Origin of the sequence: Francisella sciaenopsi, from assembly GCF_045862875.1 — a bacterium.
GTDB classification, from domain to species: Bacteria; Pseudomonadota; Gammaproteobacteria; order Francisellales; family Francisellaceae; genus Francisella; species Francisella sciaenopsi.
In genome coordinates this window covers 47,033-64,736 of record NZ_BTHG01000006.1, presented here as the reverse complement: position 1 = coordinate 64,736, position 17,704 = coordinate 47,033, and the positions used below count along the sequence as shown (strand labels likewise).

Genomic DNA, 17,704 nt, shown 5'->3' with positions numbered 1-17,704 from the left:
CTTATTTTTCTTTTAGTTCATCTATCATTTTTTTAGTTACTAATACTACACCTTTATCAGTTCTGTAGAAATTCTTAGCATCTTCTTTTGGGTTTTCACCAATAACCATACCAGCTGGGATATCACAACCTTTATCAATCACAACCTTTTTCAGACGACAATTTTCACCTACTACTACCTCAGGCATTATCACACACTGATCAATCTCACAACCAGCTGAGACTCTAACTTTTGAGAACATCAGAGATTTAGAAATCTGTGAACCAAGCACGATACATCCTCCAGATGTCAAAGTATTTGTAATCACACCATGATTACCCTTTCTATCTGGAACAAATTTAGCTGGAGGAAGTTGCTCTTGAGCTGTCCACACAGGCCAGTCTTTATCATAGATATTCAACTCAGGCATATTAGCTGCCAAGTCAAGGTTAGCTTCCCAGAATGCATCTATAGTACCAACATCTCTCCAATAAGGCTCAATACCCTCTCCTCTAGGCACACATGACATACTAAATGGATGAGCTAAAGCTTGATTTTCACTAACCACTCTTGGGATTATATCTTTACCAAAGTCATGGCTTGACTCTTTGTTTGCGATATCTTCTTCAAGTAAATCATACAAATAGTCAGAATTGAATATATATATACCCATACTCGCATAACATCTATCAGTAGTACCAGGAATTGTTGGTGCATTTTTCTTAGGTTTTTCGATGAAACTTGTAATTTCACGATCTTCGTTAATACCCATAATACCAAATGCATATGCTTCTTCTTCAGCAATCTCAACACATCCTACAGTACACTTATAACCACTTTGAGCATGGTCTCTTAGCATTACTGAGTAATCCATTTTATATATATGATCGCCAGCTAAAACTATAACATACTCCGGACCATAAGAGCGTAAAATATCAATGTTTTGGTACACAGCATCGGCAGTACCACGATACCAACTCTCTTCATCGACCCTTTGTTGAGCTGGTAATAAGTCTATAAACTCATTTAACTCACCGCGTAAGAAGCCCCAACCACGTTGGATATGACGAAGTAACGAGTGTGATTTATACTGTGTAACCACACCGATTCTTCTGATACCAGAGTTTAAACAATTTGATAGAGCAAAGTCTACAATTCTAAACTTACCACCAAAATAAACAGCTGGTTTAGCTCTAGTGTCGGTTAGATTATATAAACGAGAGCCACGCCCACCAGCTAATACTAGCGCCATCGCTTTTTTATATAATTGATGTGATGATGAATTATGATTATCCATGATAATTAACTCCTTAGTGTTAATACATTTTTAAATTAAGTTACTACAGTTGGTTCAGTCATTCCTGTCAGAGATTTGATATTGGTTAAATCTCCAGCAATATTTATCAGACTAGCTAAAGCTTGTTGTGTAGGTGTATTAAATTTAGAACAATCAGACTCATATTTTTCTAAATATATACGTAAAGTAGCTCCCTGCGTTCCTGTGCCTGACAACCTAAACACAATTCGAGAGCCATCTTCAAAAATAATTCTTATTCCTTGATGGTTAGAAACTGAACCATCTATTGGATCTGTATAACTAAAATCATCTGCTTTAGCCACTTTCTCACCATTTAATTGCGTTTCTGCAAGACTAGATAATTTATCTCTTAAAGAACTCATGATAGAGTTAGCAATCACAGTATCTATAGCTTCATAATCATGTCTTGAATAGAAGTTACGACCAAATTTTTGCCAATGCTCCTCAACCAATTGATCAACCTGCTTGCCTGTTGCAGCAACTAAATTCAACCAGTATAATACTGCCCAAACTCCATCTTTCTCACGGATGTGATCTGAACCTGTTCCATAACTCTCTTCACCACACAGTGTGATTTTCTGAGCATCTAATAAATTACCAAAGAATTTCCATCCTGTTGGAGTCTCAAAACAAGGTAGACCTAATGACTCTGCCACCCTGTCAACTGCTGTTGATGTAGGCATTGATCTAGCAACACCTTTAATTCCTTTTGAATACGCTGGTATAAGATGCGCATTTGCAGCCATAATTGCTAAACTGTCTGAAGGCGACACATCTATTTGTTTACCAACAATCATATTTCTATCAGCATCTCCATCTGAAGCTGCGCCGAAATCATACTTACCACTACGCATATGCTTGACTAAATCTTCAGCATTGACAGGATTTGGATCTGGATGAAAGCCACCAAAATCCTCAAGTGGTTCAGCATTGACAACTGTACCAGCTGGAGCTTGCAAAAGAGTCTCAAAAATATATTTTGCATAAGGACCAGATACTGCACTCATAGAGTCAAAACGTACCTTAAAGCCATTTGCAAATAGTCCACGAATCTTATCAAAATCAAATATTTGTTGCATTAACTCAGCATAATCAATCACTGAATTAATAACCTCGACCGTTGTATTTTCAATTTTGTATGTGCCTATCTTATTTAAATTAACACTATCTTTAGGCGCATCACTTATCAAGTATTGGTCAATCTTCTTAGTTTCTGAGAAGATTTTATCTGTAATTTTCTCAGGTGCTGGACCACCATTAGAAACATTATATTTGATACCAAAGTCTCCTTTTGGACCACCTGGATTATGGCTAGCTGATAGTACAATACCACCAAAAGCTTGATACTTTCTGATAACACAGCTGACAGCTGGAGTAGAAAAGATACCATTTTGGCCAACTATAATTTTACCAAACCCATTAGCCGCAGCCATTCTAACAATAATTTGTACGGCTACATCATTATAGTACCTACCATCACCACCAACAACTAGAGTCTTGCCTTGTATATCATCCAAAGAGTTAAATATAGATTGTACAAAATTCTCTAAATATCCTGGTTGCTGAAAAGCAGTAACTTTGTTACGCAAACCAGATGTTCCTGGTTTTTGATTTTCAAAAGGTTTAGTAGATATAGTTTGAATAGCCATTTCTTTACCTTAGTTATTAAGTTAATTTAACGAATAAAATAAGCAGCAATCCTCTTCCAAATTTGGAATTAGGTAATAGCCTATACAATTCATCTTATCACTATATCTATGAATTTAAAATAACCAATAACTGTATTATTACTAAAATTATTTTTTATATTAATTATTCAGTTTACTAAGCTCTCATAAACTATTAAGATTGTAATTATAGAGATTTTTGGTGCTTGCAAGCATCCGGGCTAGAGATCCGTATGGATTCTATACTTTTTGATTAGGAGCTTTTATGAAAAACGTAAATTCAAAACAAAATAATCACTCTACTATTGGTGAGCAAGATATTCATTTCTTCCACGAAGGTAAGCACATATATGCTTATGAGTTCATGGGAGCTCACAAAGCATCCGAAGATGGAATTGATGGTATTAGATTTACAACATGGGCTCCAAATGCAAAAAGTATTTGTGTCATTGGTGATTTTAACCACTGGCAAGTTGAAGATAAAAATCACATGAAACGTATCACTGATGCTGGACTATGGAGCGTATTTGTCGCGGATGTAAAAGATGGTGATAAATATAAATTTGTAGTCACAAATAAAGATACAAATCATTATGTATATAAAAGTGATCCCTATGCTTTTTTCTCAGAATTAAGACCAAATACTGCCTCTGTAATAAGTACACAAACCACATACAAATGGCATGATGAGAAATGGTTAAAAAAGCGTGCTACTGCCGACTATTATAACAACCCGATGAACATATACGAACTTCACTTAGCATCATGGAAAACTAAAGATGATAAGTTTATGACTTATGAGGAAATTGCTGAAGTATTACCCAAATATGTCAAGGATATGGGATACACACATGTTGAGTTTATGCCGTTACATGAGCATCCACTAGATGCTTCATGGGGTTATCAACCAACAGGTTTTTACTCAGTTAATAGTCGTCATGGTGATTTAGTAGGTTTGAAACATCTAGTTGATAAACTTCATACGCATGATATTGGTGTAATCTTAGATTGGGTACCAGGACATTTCTGCAAAGATCAGCATGGTTTAATTAACTTTGATGGTAGTGCATGCTACGAATACCAAGAGCCTACAAAAGCTATAAATAAAGGCTGGGGGACACATAATTTTGATCTAGGTAGAAATGAGGTCAAATGTTTCTTAATATCAAATGCCATGTACTGGATCAATGAATTTCATATCGATGGACTTCGTGTCGATGCAGTATCGAATATCTTATATCTAAACTATGATAGAGAAGATGGTCAGTGGGTACCTAACATTCATGGTGGACATGAGAATTTAGAAGGAATTGCTTTCTTAAGAGAGCTCAATGGTGTCTTAAAACATACTAGCAAAGGAGTGATCACAATTGCTGAGGAATCATCATCTTGGCCAAATATCTCCACACCTGTTGAACAAGGTGGTTTAGGATTCGATTTCAAATGGAATATGGGGTGGATGAACGATACATTACGCTACATTTCATTAGACCCTGTTTATCGCAAATATCATCACAACTTAATCACTTTCTCTATGGTATACCATTATTCAGAGAAGTTTATTTTGTCTATATCTCATGATGAAGTTGTACATGGTAAGAAATCATTGATAAATAAAATGTGGGGGGATCTGTGGAATAAGTATGCAGGACTTCGCTTATACATGTCATTTATGATTGGACATCCAGGTAAAAAACTTATATTCATGGGTAGTGAATTTGGTCAATTTATCGAATGGAGAGAGTATGAGCAGCTACAATGGCAAGTTGTTGATGAATATCATACTCACAGAGAGACATTACATTTCTTTAAGAAACTAAATGAATTCTATAAAACTGAAACTGCGTTATGGGAATGTGATTATGATCATAAAGGCTTCCAATGGATTGATGCAAACAACTCTGAACAAAGTGTTTTGTCTTTTGTTAGATCTAACAAGGATGGTAAAGAAAAGCTGATATTTGTCTGTAACTTCACTCCAGTGACATATTACGACTACCATATAGGTGTTCCTGATGCAGGATCTTATATTGAAGCATTTAACTCTGATGATCTTGAATTTGGTGGTTCTGGTCAACTTATTGCAGATGAAATATTCTCAACTCCTGAATCATCACATGGTTTTGATCAAAGGATTACAATAAAAGTTCCTCCAATGGCCACTCTTGTTCTCAAACTCAAAAAATAAAGCTATAATAGCTTAACCAAATTATTCACAAAAATTTTAAATTTAACTTAAAGTTGTAGATATGCAGTTATCAAATAATATATGGATAGAAAAAAATAATATTTTCGAAAAATTCAATGCCGAATATACGCTCTATCAAGATCCAGATACAAATAGTATTAGATTTAGAATCAATGCGCATGGTTTCTCATATGGATATGTTATAGGACACTTCAATCATTGGAAAAAAGAAGATAGATATAAACTTGTCTGGGAAGCAGATCCTGATGATGGTAGCTTATGGCTAACAAAAAATGTACTTAAAATCTCTAGTCTCATCAATGGCTCAAATCAATACTCTTTTGTATTAGTTGATTTAGAAGGTAATGAAAGAAGACTATCTGCAAGCAATCGTGCTTTTGAACCATTAACCTTTAATTGGTGTGTAAACCCTCAGATTCTTTCAATAAAAGCATCTGAAGACTATATAGTACCAGGTTATAAACTAGATCTAGTTGCAATAACAGAATCATTGACAAAAAAAAGAAGTATTGTAGATGTTACATGGCGAGTAGAACCTAAATCTAAGCTTATTGAAATCAAAAACAATCAACTAATTATTGATCCAGCAATAACTGATATTAGTGAAGTTAAAGTTTTTTGCAGTAGCAAAAACAATCCTAATCATAGGGCGGAAAGAGTTTTTAGGATAGCTAGAGAACCTCGAGAGGGGCAACTTGTTCATTTTGTCAAAAAGGATGATCAATATCTAGGTCAGGATTTTAGTTGGGAATTATGGACATATGACGAAAAAGGCAAAACACGACCTAAATCATTATCCAAAAAAAGTGATTTTGGCTTATATGCTGATTGTATAAATAAAAATATTATTGCTCGTAAAAGAAATTGGAATATGTATTGGCAAAATGATTGGGCCGAACAGACAGGTTCATTCAAAACAAATGAAGAGCATGATAATTTTTATATAGTTTATGGTGATTATGACATCTATACATCACTAAATGATGTTATTAACAGAACTAACGCTAGAATAAATTACGCCGTATTAGATGAACCTAATAAGATTGAAGCATACCTATCTGATACACCTCTTGTTGGCACTATATTTGAACTATGGATCAACTCAAAAAAAGTAACCCATGCAGCAAGTATTATCAAATATAAATCTAAAAAAGTTATATTTACTAATTTGCCTACAGATTTAAGTCCTAGTGACTTGATAGAAATACGTGCAAATAATACGTTTATGCCAACTAAGGTATGTATCGGAAACTTCTTAGATAAATATTACTATCCAAATGATGATATGGGAGTGACATTCTCTAATGATATTGTATCTTTTAGAATATGGGCTCCGACAGCAAAGCACGTTGAGCTATTGATATATCATGAAGATGATAATGATAAACATGAAATGCCTGATGATGCATTTAATCTAGTACCTGAACCAGAGTATGGCACACATAGTGTAAGCATTGCTAGAGAATTCTGTGAGAACAAGTTCTATTTATATAGATTTTATTTTGATGATATAGATTATCGTGGAAATAAATATACAAAAATAACTTACGCTATCGATCCTTATGCAATTGGACTTGGTGCTAATGGTAGAAAAGGCTTCATACTAAACCTTAACTCCGAAGAGCTTGCACCTGAAAGCTGGAGAAACAGCTACTTCCACACACCTAAGAATCCTCAAGATGCTGTTATATACGAACTACATGTTAGAGATTTTACAATCAGTCCTGACAGTAATATCCCAGATAATATTCGTGGCAAATTCTTAGGCACAGTATATGAAGGATCTGAGATAACCAGCTCAGATGGTGAACTATCTGTTTCAACAGGTATAGATAGTATTCACGAACTTGGAGCAACTCATGTACATCTATTACCAATATTTGATTTCTCATCAGTTGATGAGTCAAATGCTAATATCAAAGATAATAGAAACTGGGGATATGATCCACAAAACTACAACGCTCCGGATGGAAGCTACTCTATTAACCCTTTTGATCCAACTCAAAGAATCAAAGGTGCTAGAGAGATGATCGCAGGATTCCATAACAAAGGTATTGGTGTAATCATGGATATGGTTTATAACCATATGACTGATACATCAAACTTTGACAGTATCGTTCCAAAATACTATTTCAGAACAGATAGCTTAGGTCATTTTACTAATGGTTCTGGATGCGGTAATGAACTTGATACCGAAAAGCCAATGGTGCGTAAGTTTATTAAAGATTCTGTTTTACATTGGGTTAAAAACTATAAAGTCAATGGACTAAGATTTGACTTAATGGAGTTGATTGATCTTGATACTATCAAAGAAATTACCGAAGAAGTAAAACAAATAGATCCAGGCATTATAGTCTATGGTGAGCCATGGAAAGCTGGTGATTCACCTCTTAGGAATGGTACATATAGAGGCACGCAAAGAAATCAAGATTTCTCTGTATTTAACGATGCCTTTAGAGATGCTATTCGAGGCAACAATAGTCCAGGTAATGGCTATGTTAATGGTGATGCTCATAATCCAGCGAATATCGGCAAAGTTATAGAAGGTTTAAAAGGTTCTATACATGATCTAACTACTAACCCTAAAGAAACTATCAACTATGTTGATGCTCATGATAACTATACACTTTGGGATCAAATAGAGAAGAGTTTAAACAGAAATATACAGGCTGGTAATTATAGACAAAATATCCAAGAGAATATTTTTGACAGCCGTAGAGTTCGCCAGAATAGTTTAGCTCTTGGCATAGTACTGACATCTCAAGGTGTACCATTCTTACATGGTGGTTGTGAATTTCTTAGAACAAAACAAGGTGATCATAACAGTTATAAAAGTGATGATGATATCAATGCTTTTCACTGGCAAGACAAGTTACAATACAAACCTTTCTTTGATTATGTAAAAGGACTTATAAAGATAAGAAAAGAACACCCTGCTTTTAGAATGACTTCTTCTGAAGATATTAGTAAACATCTAATTGTTTCAGCAGCATATCATGATCTTCATTCTGGAGTTATCGTATCTCATCTTAAGGATAATGCTAACGGCGATATGTGGAAAAATATAGTTGTTGTATATAATGCAACAGCTATAGATAACTATGATATCAATGATATTGTTCCTACTACAGAAACTAATGAATGGCATATTATTGCAAATCATGAAAGAGCTGGCACGGAGACTATCGAAAAAACAACTAAAGGTAAACTCCCTCCGCTTAGAGCATACTCAATGTTAATTATCCATAGCTAAGGAAACAAGATGTCAGATAATTTTAAAGCTCCTCTTAATACTGAGACTAAGTTTTTATTTTCTACTTCTGGTAGTAACTCATCTATCTCACGACACAATACTGCTATACAGAAGCTAGGCTTAAACCTTTGTTATTTTACATTTTCTGGAGATATAACTGCCAAGACATATACAGATGCTATTAGAGCACCTTTTGTCAATGGTGGTACTGTAACAGCACACAATGGTCTAAAATCAAAAGTAATACCATTTCTAGATTACATAGAACCACTAGCTAAAGAGACTTTAGCTGTAAATACCATCATCAATAAAGATGGCAAACTTCATGGCTATAATACAGACTGTCATGGCTTACAAACAGCTCTTAAAAAAGGTATCAAAGCATCAAACAAAATTATCAAAACCGCAGTAATCTACGGTAACGGTGGTGTTTCAGGTGTTGCTTTTAAAGTCCTACAAGACTTAGGTATCAAAGTAACTATAGTCGGTAGAAGTGCTGAAAAGGTAGCTCAAAAAAGAAAAGAACTAGGTATAGAAAACATCCCTCATTTTGAAGGACTGTATGATCTAGTAGTTGATGCCACACCAATATCATCATCACCGGAGCTAGAGCAAAATACTCAATTTATAGACTTAGTTAAAAATGCAAAAATTGTATTTTGTCACGCTATGCCTGAAAAAGATAATAAGAAAAACTATCTACTTGAGTATTGTAATAAAAACGATATTTTCTATATTTCTGGTGAAGATATGTATATTAACCAACTGATTAAACAATATATGATCTACTTTGAAAACCTCAATCAAAAGAAAATCTCTGAAGAGGATATAATAAAAGCTTGGGATTTATAATTCTGCTACTTAATATCTTTAATAATATCCAACCAATTAGAATAAAAAGTCTTTCTATCATTTTGCCATGAATAATTAATATTATCTTGGCTATCATAATAATTATATGGCTTAGCTATATTATCCGTAGTTGCTTTATCCCTTAAATACTCTGCTTCTAGAGTATCTTGAGTATATTCTAGATGATTAAACATATAGATAATATCATGTGTTTTATCAGCTAAACAATCTAAGCCATCTATTGCAGATGCTAGGATAACATCTGTATATTCCAACACTTTTGGATCTGTAATTTTAGTTTGTCGAGATATACAAGCCTTGAGCTCACCATCTATATATTTTAGCAGTGGATGATCATACTTAATAGGCTTATGTTCATATACACCAAATAGCTTATTTTCTAGACATTGTTTGTCTATACCATATAGATAATTTAGACCAGCCTGAGCAGCCCAGCAAACTAACATCACAGATAATTTATACTCAAGGCTTTTTGAAATTATCTCACAAACTTCTGGGTAGAAATCAACTCTCTCAAACTCTAATAACTCAACTGGAGCCCCTGTAATAATAATTCCATCTAAATCAGCAAAATCATAATCCTGCCAGTTAGCATAATTTTCTTGCAAATAACTCTCGCTGACTCTGGTACTAGGGCGTACTAATGAATGAAAAAACACTAACTCAACAATTGTAGAATTATTATGAGAAAGCACATCTGCCCAGTGCTTTTCGGTTTCTTTGACAGTCGGCATCAAGTTTACAATAGCTACTTTTAATCTTTTGATACTAGAGCTATTCTTGATACTAATCTCTGTTTGATAACTAAGCTGTAAGTCTCTAAAAAACTCAAATGACTTTTTTGCATTGATCGTCATACTGCACCTCCGAATAATCCAAAGCCTGCTTTAAATCCTCAATTAGATCATTAGCATCTTCTAAACCTATTGATAATCTTACCAAACCATCAGATACTCCTGATTGTATACGCTCTTGCTCTGTTAACTGTGAATGTGTGGTTGAAGCTGGATGTATAATTAAGCTTCTAGCATCACCGATATTAGCGCAGTGTGTGAACAGCTTTGTTTGCTCGACCAAATTCTTACCAGCCTCAAATCCTTCATTTAACTCTATGGTTAGCAATCCCGCGACACCTTTTGGAAAATATTTATTAGCCAAAAGATTATATGGTGAGTTAACAAGACCAGCATAATTAACTTTTCTAATCTTTGGATGAGCATTTAAAAATTTTGCTACTTTTTCAGCATTTTTGATGTGCTTGTCTAATCTTGCTCCTAATGTTTCTAGGCCTTGTATAGCCAAAAAAGCCGTATGTGGACTAAGCGTAGCACCTATATCTCGCAAACCAACAGCAAGCCCCCTAACGGTAAAAGCCAACTTGCCAAAAGTTTCATGAAATGAAATATTATTATAAGATCTATCAGGCTTTGCCAATAAAGGAAACTTATCACTAGCTGACCAATCAAAAGTTCCTCCATCAACAACTGCACCACCGACTATAGAGCCATTGCCACTTAAATATTTTGTCAAAGAATAAGAGACAATATCTGCACCATGCTCTAATGGGTTTAATAAATAAGGTGTTGCAACAGTATTATCAACTATCAACGGAATACCAGCCTCATGAGCAATTTTTGCAAGTGCTTTGATATCGGCAATAACTCCAGAAGGATTAGACTGAGACTCTATAAATAATGCTTTGGTATTCTCTTGGATAGCATTTTTGACCTCATCTAATTTATTTATATCAACTAGAGTTGATTGCCAACCAAATTGCCTTGGAAATGTATGTGTCAATTGTGTTACTGAACCACCATACAAATATTTAGAAGCAACTATATGATCGCCACTTTGAAGTAGATTCAAGAAAATCAAAAGTTGTGCTGCATGCCCTGATGAGCAGGCAAATCCTCCAGCAGCTCCATGAAGATTAGCTAGTCTAGAAGCATACTCATCTACTGTTGGATTAGTTAATCGTGAATATATACTACCAAACTCTTTTAATGCAAAAAGATTTGCCGCATGCTCTGTACTTTCAAATACAAAACTAGAAGTTTGATGTATAGGTGTTTGTACTGATCCACTCTTTTCTGGTATAGAGCGATGTACGGCTAATGTTTCTAAAGAATATTTACTCATAGTTTTCTCCTACTTATAAAACTCTTTAGCTTGGGAGAAATCTGAGAGGGAAAGATGGAGTAATCCACAAAACACCTTTTAGCAGATTATTTTTCGTGTCCGCAAGCTGAGTTATCAAATCAACACGTTTATAAGACTATGCTTATAATTCATATGGAATTAAGTCCATATCTTTCAGCATATTACTTAGAATTATCTTTGTCAAATAATTATTTAACAAAATTTAAAAAAATCACTATCACTTATCTCTTGTGACAGGTCTAGCGCCTAACTCTGTCAATATGTAGCTATATAATGCTCTATGCACTTGGTATGTTGGATGAACATGATCCCAAAATGCATAATCTTGGGGATTATCGCACATGCTACCAGCATACCCTGCACCTATAACACTTTGCATTGACGGCTGATCTAATAGATCATTCATTTTGACTTTAGAATCTGTTTTAGCATTAGCCTCTAGGCTATTGTATGCATTATCAATATTAGACTTCTCAGATAAAAAATATCCTCCCAACCAACAAGAATCTTTGATATGATCCAAGCTTATAGTTGCATTATATTTCTTATTAAAGCTCTTAGTATTATTTACCATTTCATCAAATACTGTAGCTATATCTATAAACTTCATTTTATGCTTATCTGCATACTCTCTTAAAATTTTGTTATGCTGTTTGAATATTTTTTTGAGAATTTTCTCATTGCTAAGTGATTTAGATTCTCCTGTGATACTAAGATCAGGTAATCCAACAACAATTGTCTGTTTTGCTGCTACTTTTTCAATAGCATTGATGATGCCATCTGTCACTTGCTTGACTGCTCCATCAATATCTTTCATTTTAGGATTAGTTGTTAAGTAATCATTACCTCCAACAAAAAATATTGCCAAATTATCTTTTATATCATCATTAGCTTCTAGATTTAGATATAAGCCTACTTGATCATCTAAGACATACGGAGTGCTATTATCAGCCCATTCTGGAAACACTATAACCGAGCTACCACCTACTGCATAGTTACTCACAGGAATATTATTTAAATAAAGCCTATTTGCAAACTGTTCTGACCATACCTCACCATTAGAAAACATCCCTCTATAATATGGTGTCGATTTTGGTAAGAGTTGCAATGAATATTTATACAAATTGCCTTTATCGCTTAAGCTATCACCAAATATCATTATTCTTTTGACACCAAATAATAAACTATCAAATATATCTAACTCTTGATGACATGCTGAAATTGTAAAAGTTGGTGTTATTAAACTACCATTTATTAATGTTTTAATATTTACAGAGTAGTTAGTCCAGTAGTACTCATAACCATCATTGTGAAATTGATGATTTATTTCTATATTACCTTTTGGATCTTTAAATAAAGCTCGATTAGCACCTTTTTGACCAAAATAAAAAAAGCCATTTGATAACTCATACTCTACAGAACCTGATGAATCTTTAGATTTAAAGCCAATATCATAGTACGATGTTGTTGAATCCATAAAATTATCATTTGATAGTTCTTTAGTCATATAATATTGGTATGGTTTTAGTGTCTTTGTAAAAGTTGATTTATTATTTTTATCTTTGATGGTAAATACGACATCTGTACTACAATTATTCTCAAGCATTAGTTTAGTATGAGCATATCCCAAAGATTGTTGCGCTAAAACAAAACTAAAAACTGATATAGCTAACTTTATAAAAATATTCCTTTTCATCTATAACTCACCATAAACCTTATCAATATCTCTCATCAATCTATCAGTCTCACTCAATGCTACGATTATCTTTTGGTAATGTAAAATATCTTCAAAACCTAACTCCCTACCTTTACGATCTTTAAGCCATTTTTGAGCTGGTTGATAACCACCGATATAAAAGTTCCAAGCTACTTCTGGGACATTATCAAAATACTGCTCTTTATTGATGTAAACTTTGCCATCTTTGTAGAGTGGTTTATCGACAATATTATCACCATCTATTGGATAACTTGTGATGAACTGGGTAACTACTGGCGACTCAAGTAAATGTATTTGGCGAAGTTGACTACCTAGCTCTACCAATTGCCAAAATGTATCTATAGTTGGGTATGGTACTCGTGGAAAGTCAATTTTGAGAAACTCTTTGTATTTCTCACGGTAGCTAGGGCTGTGTAATACTGCATAGATGTAGTCGAGTATATCTATAGGAGCAAATGTAGACTTATCGCTTTCTTTCTCAAACACAAACTTCAAGCCAAGGCTCTTCTCAATACTCTTAACAATGCTCATATCTAAATTTGGTACTCTGCTAGAGTCTAGTGAATCAGCTTCTGGGCACAAATAAAGTAAAAAGGTATTCCCTGCACCAAATTTCCCTGCAGTCCCTGTTAAATTGACATCATTCAAAGTTTTTGTCACAAATAAATGCCTCCAATCCGTAACACACTGCCTAGAAATTACCAATCCAAAATTATCTTGATTTAACATATGTTTCATCACACTAAATCTATGTCGTTGAACTTTTTTTAAATCATAATTTATATATCTATTATCAAATGGACGATAATTATATTCTTTGTTGAATTCTGTAATAAACTTATTAACAGATACAAGCTCTTTATCTTTATGTGTTTTTATTCCCGATGTCGATTTTAAAAATAAATCATCACATTTAAAACCTTTACAATAGTTTTTTATATTATCAAAATCTTTTTTCACAAAAAAATAATTTGGCTCAGTATATTCTAACTTATTCCATGAAATATTTTTTAAACCATTCTCATTTAAAAAGTCATACTTATAATCTCTCTTACCAAATAAATCATAGTGATAAACTTCTGCTAACTCGCCTTTTTTCTTAGCTCCAGTTTTAACAAAAATATTAATAGATACTCCTTGCATAATATCAAAGACATTCTCATCTTTTGAGCCATCAGGACAAGTTTCTTTTTTCTTAGAGTTTCCATGTAAATCTAAGATATAAATCTTATCAAAACTTTCTAGTAGTGCCTTTCTCATTTGTCTATGAATTATGCCATCTATGAAAGAGTTATTAGATATATAAGCTAATACGCCCTCACCTGTTCTATCTATATAGTGCTGTCCGTAGCGGATAAATTTAATATAGTCATCTGATAATGGCTGGATATTCCTTTCATTAAGATTTTTCTTATATTCTTTGGTTAGATCTTGTATCCATTCACCTTTATTACTAGAGCTAACCGAGTAAGGCGGATTACCCATCACTACCATTACTGGAGTATCTTTTTTGATTTGGTTTGCCTCATTGGCTTCATTACTTAGCCAGTTGGCAAAGAGCGTCCCAGTATCAGGGTGATGCTCCTCAAGTGAATTTGTTAGATAGATATGGAAGCGTTGGCTTTGATTTGATTTTGGCTTGTAGCCTGTATCAGTTAAGAGCATGTCTAATTTTAAATGTGCCATTGCATAACTTGCCATCAGTAGCTCAAAACCATTTAATCTAGGTATCAAATGCTTTTCTACATAACCACTCCAAGCACCTTGCATAGCTTTGAAGTTGTTATTGTAAATAAACCTAATTGCCTCTGCTAAAAATGTCCCTGTACCAGTTGCTGGATCTAATACTTGGACTTTATGGACTTCTTTTTCTATTTGTTTATAACCAGATTTGGAGCGTTTATCAGTTGTTTGACTATCAATTTGTATCTTTGTCTTGGTAGTATCTGCTAGACCTTGGCTTAGTCCAAACTCTGATTTTAGTACCTCATCAACAGCTCTTACGATGAAGCTAACTACAGGTTGTGGTGTATACCATACGCCTTTTGCCTTTCTAAGCTTAGAGTCATATTCAGATAGAAAATCCTCATAGAAATGTACTATCGGATCTTGAGTTTTGGTACTTCTACCAAATTTTGAAAGTATCTTGCGTAAATCTACCGCACGGAAAACATCCGCCAAGTTATCAACTGTATGCTTAATCCTATCATCAATATTTGTACCTGCAACATAGTCAAAAAGCCTTCTAAGAAATGGATTTGATTTTGGTATTTTCTCTGCTGCCTCTTGACGAGAGAAAGTATCAAGAACTTTATCATGATACCTTGCAGCAAACATTCCATAAGCAAGGGTCTGAGCATAAATATCTGCAAAGCCCTTTGGTGTTAAGTCATGTATCAAAATATCTTTAAATGTTTCATACTGCTCATTTAGTTCAGTATTATCGTCGTCTGCTATATCTTGTTCTAATGCTCTTTCTAATGTATTTTGCAGTAATCTTGCCTTACCAGCCATCATCTCAGCTAACTTCTTCGGCGAACGGATAGTTTGACCTATATAAGTACAGAAATCTTTGATTAAATTTTCAAACTGCTGGAAATTTTTAACGATTGGTTTAATCTCACCATTTTCAATAGTTGCAATCTCAATCTGTGTAACTAGCTCATCTTCTTTGAAAAATTGAAAACGCAGATAATCTGTGATAATCAAATTATCCAAAGCCTTACGATAGCGACTAAACTGCTCTTTGTAGTTTTTTGAGTCCAAATCTTTGCCAATATCTTTTGCCTCAATATATCCAATCGGTATATCTTTTTTGGTAATTACATAATCAGGATTACCACAATCTGTAATCTTTGTAGGCTCATTTGTAACATTAACATCTTTAACTAAAGAAACAATTAAATCTTCTAAATCTTTACGATATGTATGTTCACTAGATATGCCAGTTTTGTAGCGTTTGTTAAGTTGCTCAAGATATTGCTGAGTTGTCATGAAAAATTATAAAATCTAAAAGATATTATTAAGATTATAGATTATTTAATATGAAAATATAATGTCAAAAATTATAAGAAAAATTACTTAGGCTGCCAAACGATATCAAGCTCTTTTGCAGCTTTGACATCATCAAGACGACGCGCTGGTAAATTATAAGGAGCGCCTTTTAGATACTGAGGATCTTTCTTAGCAATATTTCTGATTTCTACCATTGCTTGGATAAACTTCTCCATACTATCAACATTTTCAGTTTCGGTAGGTTCTATCAACAAACATTCTGGTACTAATAGCGGGAAATACATAGTAGGAGCATGCACCCCTCTATCTATCAAGCACTTAGCAAAATCAGTAGCTGTCACACCATAATTCTGAAATTCAGGTTTCAAAGTTACAATGAATTCATGAGAAGCTCTTCTATCAGGATAAGCGATCGTAAAGCCTTCTTCTTTTAAACGAGCCATCATATAGTTCGCATTTAGAGTTGCTATTTCAGATGCTTCTGTTAGACCATTACCACCAAGCATCGCACCATAGATATAAGCTCTAATTAATACACCAATATTACCGTTGAATGCAGACATTCTACCGATAGTATTTGGTACATCTTTTTCTTCTAACCATACAAATTTATCATCTTTTTTACCAACCATAGGTATTGGCAAGAACTCTTTTAATTTATCATTAACAGCTACAGGACCAGCACCTGGACCACCACCACCATGAGGAGTTGCAAAAGTTTTGTGTAAGTTCATATGAAGAACATCAAAGCCCATATCACCAGGACGAGCCTTGCCCATGATCGCATTCAAGTTCGCGCCATCATAGTACAATAAGCCACCAGCTTCATGGACTTTCTTAGCTATTACAGCAATATTTCTTTCAAATACACCTACTGTTGATGGATTAGTTAGCATGATACCAGCTGTCTTTGGACCAAGTACTTTGTCTAATGCTTCTAGATCAATATCACCACATCTCTTAGTAGGAATCTCAATAACTTTTAGACCACAAACTTTTGCAGTAGCTGGATTAGTACCATGGGCAGCATCTGGTACGATGATTTCATCACGCTCAAAATCACCACGCTTGTGATGATATGCTTTGATCATAGCTACACCTGCAAACTCACCTTGAGCACCAGCCATAGGAGCTAATGATACACCGGTCATACCAGTTAGCTCTTTGATTAAGTCTTGCAAATCATATAGACATTCAAGAGTACCTTGTACACTTTGAGCACTTGCATAAGGGTGTCTTTCTAAAAATCCCGCTAATGAAGCATACTTATGCGCAGCTCGCGGATTGTATTTCATAGTACAAGAACCTAATGGATAAAAATTTGTATCTATACAAAAATTCTTGCGTGAAAGTTGTGTATAGTGTCTAACAACATCTAGCTCAGCTTGCTCTGGAAGTATTGGTTTCTTAGTACGTAGCATATCTGTAGGGATATTTGAAACATCTCCTTTTTTGCTAGGCATTACAGATGGCGAGTTTTTACCTCTAGTTTTTTCAAAAATAACCATTTAAA

10 protein-coding genes and 1 riboswitch are annotated in these 17,704 nt (G+C 34.2%); of the genes, 3 read left to right on the top strand and 7 right to left on the bottom strand.

All coding sequences use genetic code 11. The features are described from left to right. Position 1: 1 nt before the first annotated feature. Complete coding sequence (gene glgC, locus ACKTR7_RS07725; protein WP_407877764.1) at positions 2-1,276, bottom strand: glucose-1-phosphate adenylyltransferase; 1,275 nt, start codon at positions 1,274-1,276, stop codon at positions 2-4. 35 nt (positions 1,277-1,311) lie between these two features. Continuing rightward, positions 1,312-2,946, bottom strand: a complete 1,635-nt coding sequence (locus ACKTR7_RS07720; protein WP_407877763.1) for an alpha-D-glucose phosphate-specific phosphoglucomutase — start codon at positions 2,944-2,946, stop codon at positions 1,312-1,314. Positions 2,947-3,229: 283 nt separating this feature from the next. Here ACKTR7_RS07720 and glgB point away from each other — a divergent pair, with 283 nt between their 5' ends. The 3 genes from glgB (at position 3,230) to ACKTR7_RS07705 (ending at position 9,278) form a co-directional block, all read left to right on the top strand. Next, positions 3,230-5,152, top strand: a complete 1,923-nt coding sequence (gene glgB / locus ACKTR7_RS07715) for a 1,4-alpha-glucan branching protein GlgB (protein WP_407877762.1) — start codon at positions 3,230-3,232, stop codon at positions 5,150-5,152. 61 nt (positions 5,153-5,213) lie between these two features. Beyond that, positions 5,214-8,426, top strand: a complete 3,213-nt coding sequence (pulA, locus tag ACKTR7_RS07710; protein WP_407877761.1) for a type I pullulanase — start codon at positions 5,214-5,216, stop codon at positions 8,424-8,426. 9 nt (positions 8,427-8,435) lie between these two features. After that, positions 8,436-9,278, top strand: a complete 843-nt coding sequence (locus ACKTR7_RS07705) for a shikimate dehydrogenase family protein (RefSeq protein ID WP_407877760.1) — start codon at positions 8,436-8,438, stop codon at positions 9,276-9,278. A gap of 5 nt (positions 9,279-9,283) precedes the next feature. Here ACKTR7_RS07705 and ACKTR7_RS07700 read toward each other — a convergent pair whose 3' ends face one another. The 5 genes from ACKTR7_RS07700 to gcvPB form a co-directional block, all read right to left on the bottom strand. Next, complete coding sequence (locus tag ACKTR7_RS07700) at positions 9,284-10,156, bottom strand: homoserine O-acetyltransferase/O-succinyltransferase family protein (RefSeq protein WP_407877759.1); 873 nt, start codon at positions 10,154-10,156, stop codon at positions 9,284-9,286. After that, on the bottom strand, positions 10,128-11,438 hold the full coding sequence (locus tag ACKTR7_RS07695; protein ID WP_222830982.1) for an O-acetylhomoserine aminocarboxypropyltransferase/cysteine synthase family protein: 1,311 nt from the start codon (positions 11,436-11,438) through the stop codon (positions 10,128-10,130). Before ACKTR7_RS07695 ends, ACKTR7_RS07700 begins: the two co-directional genes overlap by 29 nt. Positions 11,439-11,496: 58 nt before the next feature. Continuing rightward, positions 11,497-11,574: riboswitch (SAM riboswitch) on the bottom strand. 102 nt (positions 11,575-11,676) lie between these two features. Continuing rightward, positions 11,677-13,155 (bottom strand): SGNH/GDSL hydrolase family protein, encoded by a 1,479-nt coding sequence (locus tag ACKTR7_RS07690; RefSeq protein ID WP_407877758.1) that lies wholly within the window; start codon positions 13,153-13,155, stop codon positions 11,677-11,679. Next, positions 13,156-16,170, bottom strand: a complete 3,015-nt coding sequence (locus tag ACKTR7_RS07685; RefSeq protein ID WP_407877757.1) for a type ISP restriction/modification enzyme — start codon at positions 16,168-16,170, stop codon at positions 13,156-13,158. It lies immediately after the preceding gene. A gap of 83 nt (positions 16,171-16,253) precedes the next feature. Continuing rightward, the gene (gcvPB, locus tag ACKTR7_RS07680; RefSeq protein WP_407877756.1) at positions 16,254-17,699 is read right to left on the bottom strand and encodes an aminomethyl-transferring glycine dehydrogenase subunit GcvPB; all 1,446 of its coding nucleotides are present in this window, start codon (positions 17,697-17,699) and stop codon (positions 16,254-16,256) included. Positions 17,700-17,704 lie beyond the last annotated feature (5 nt).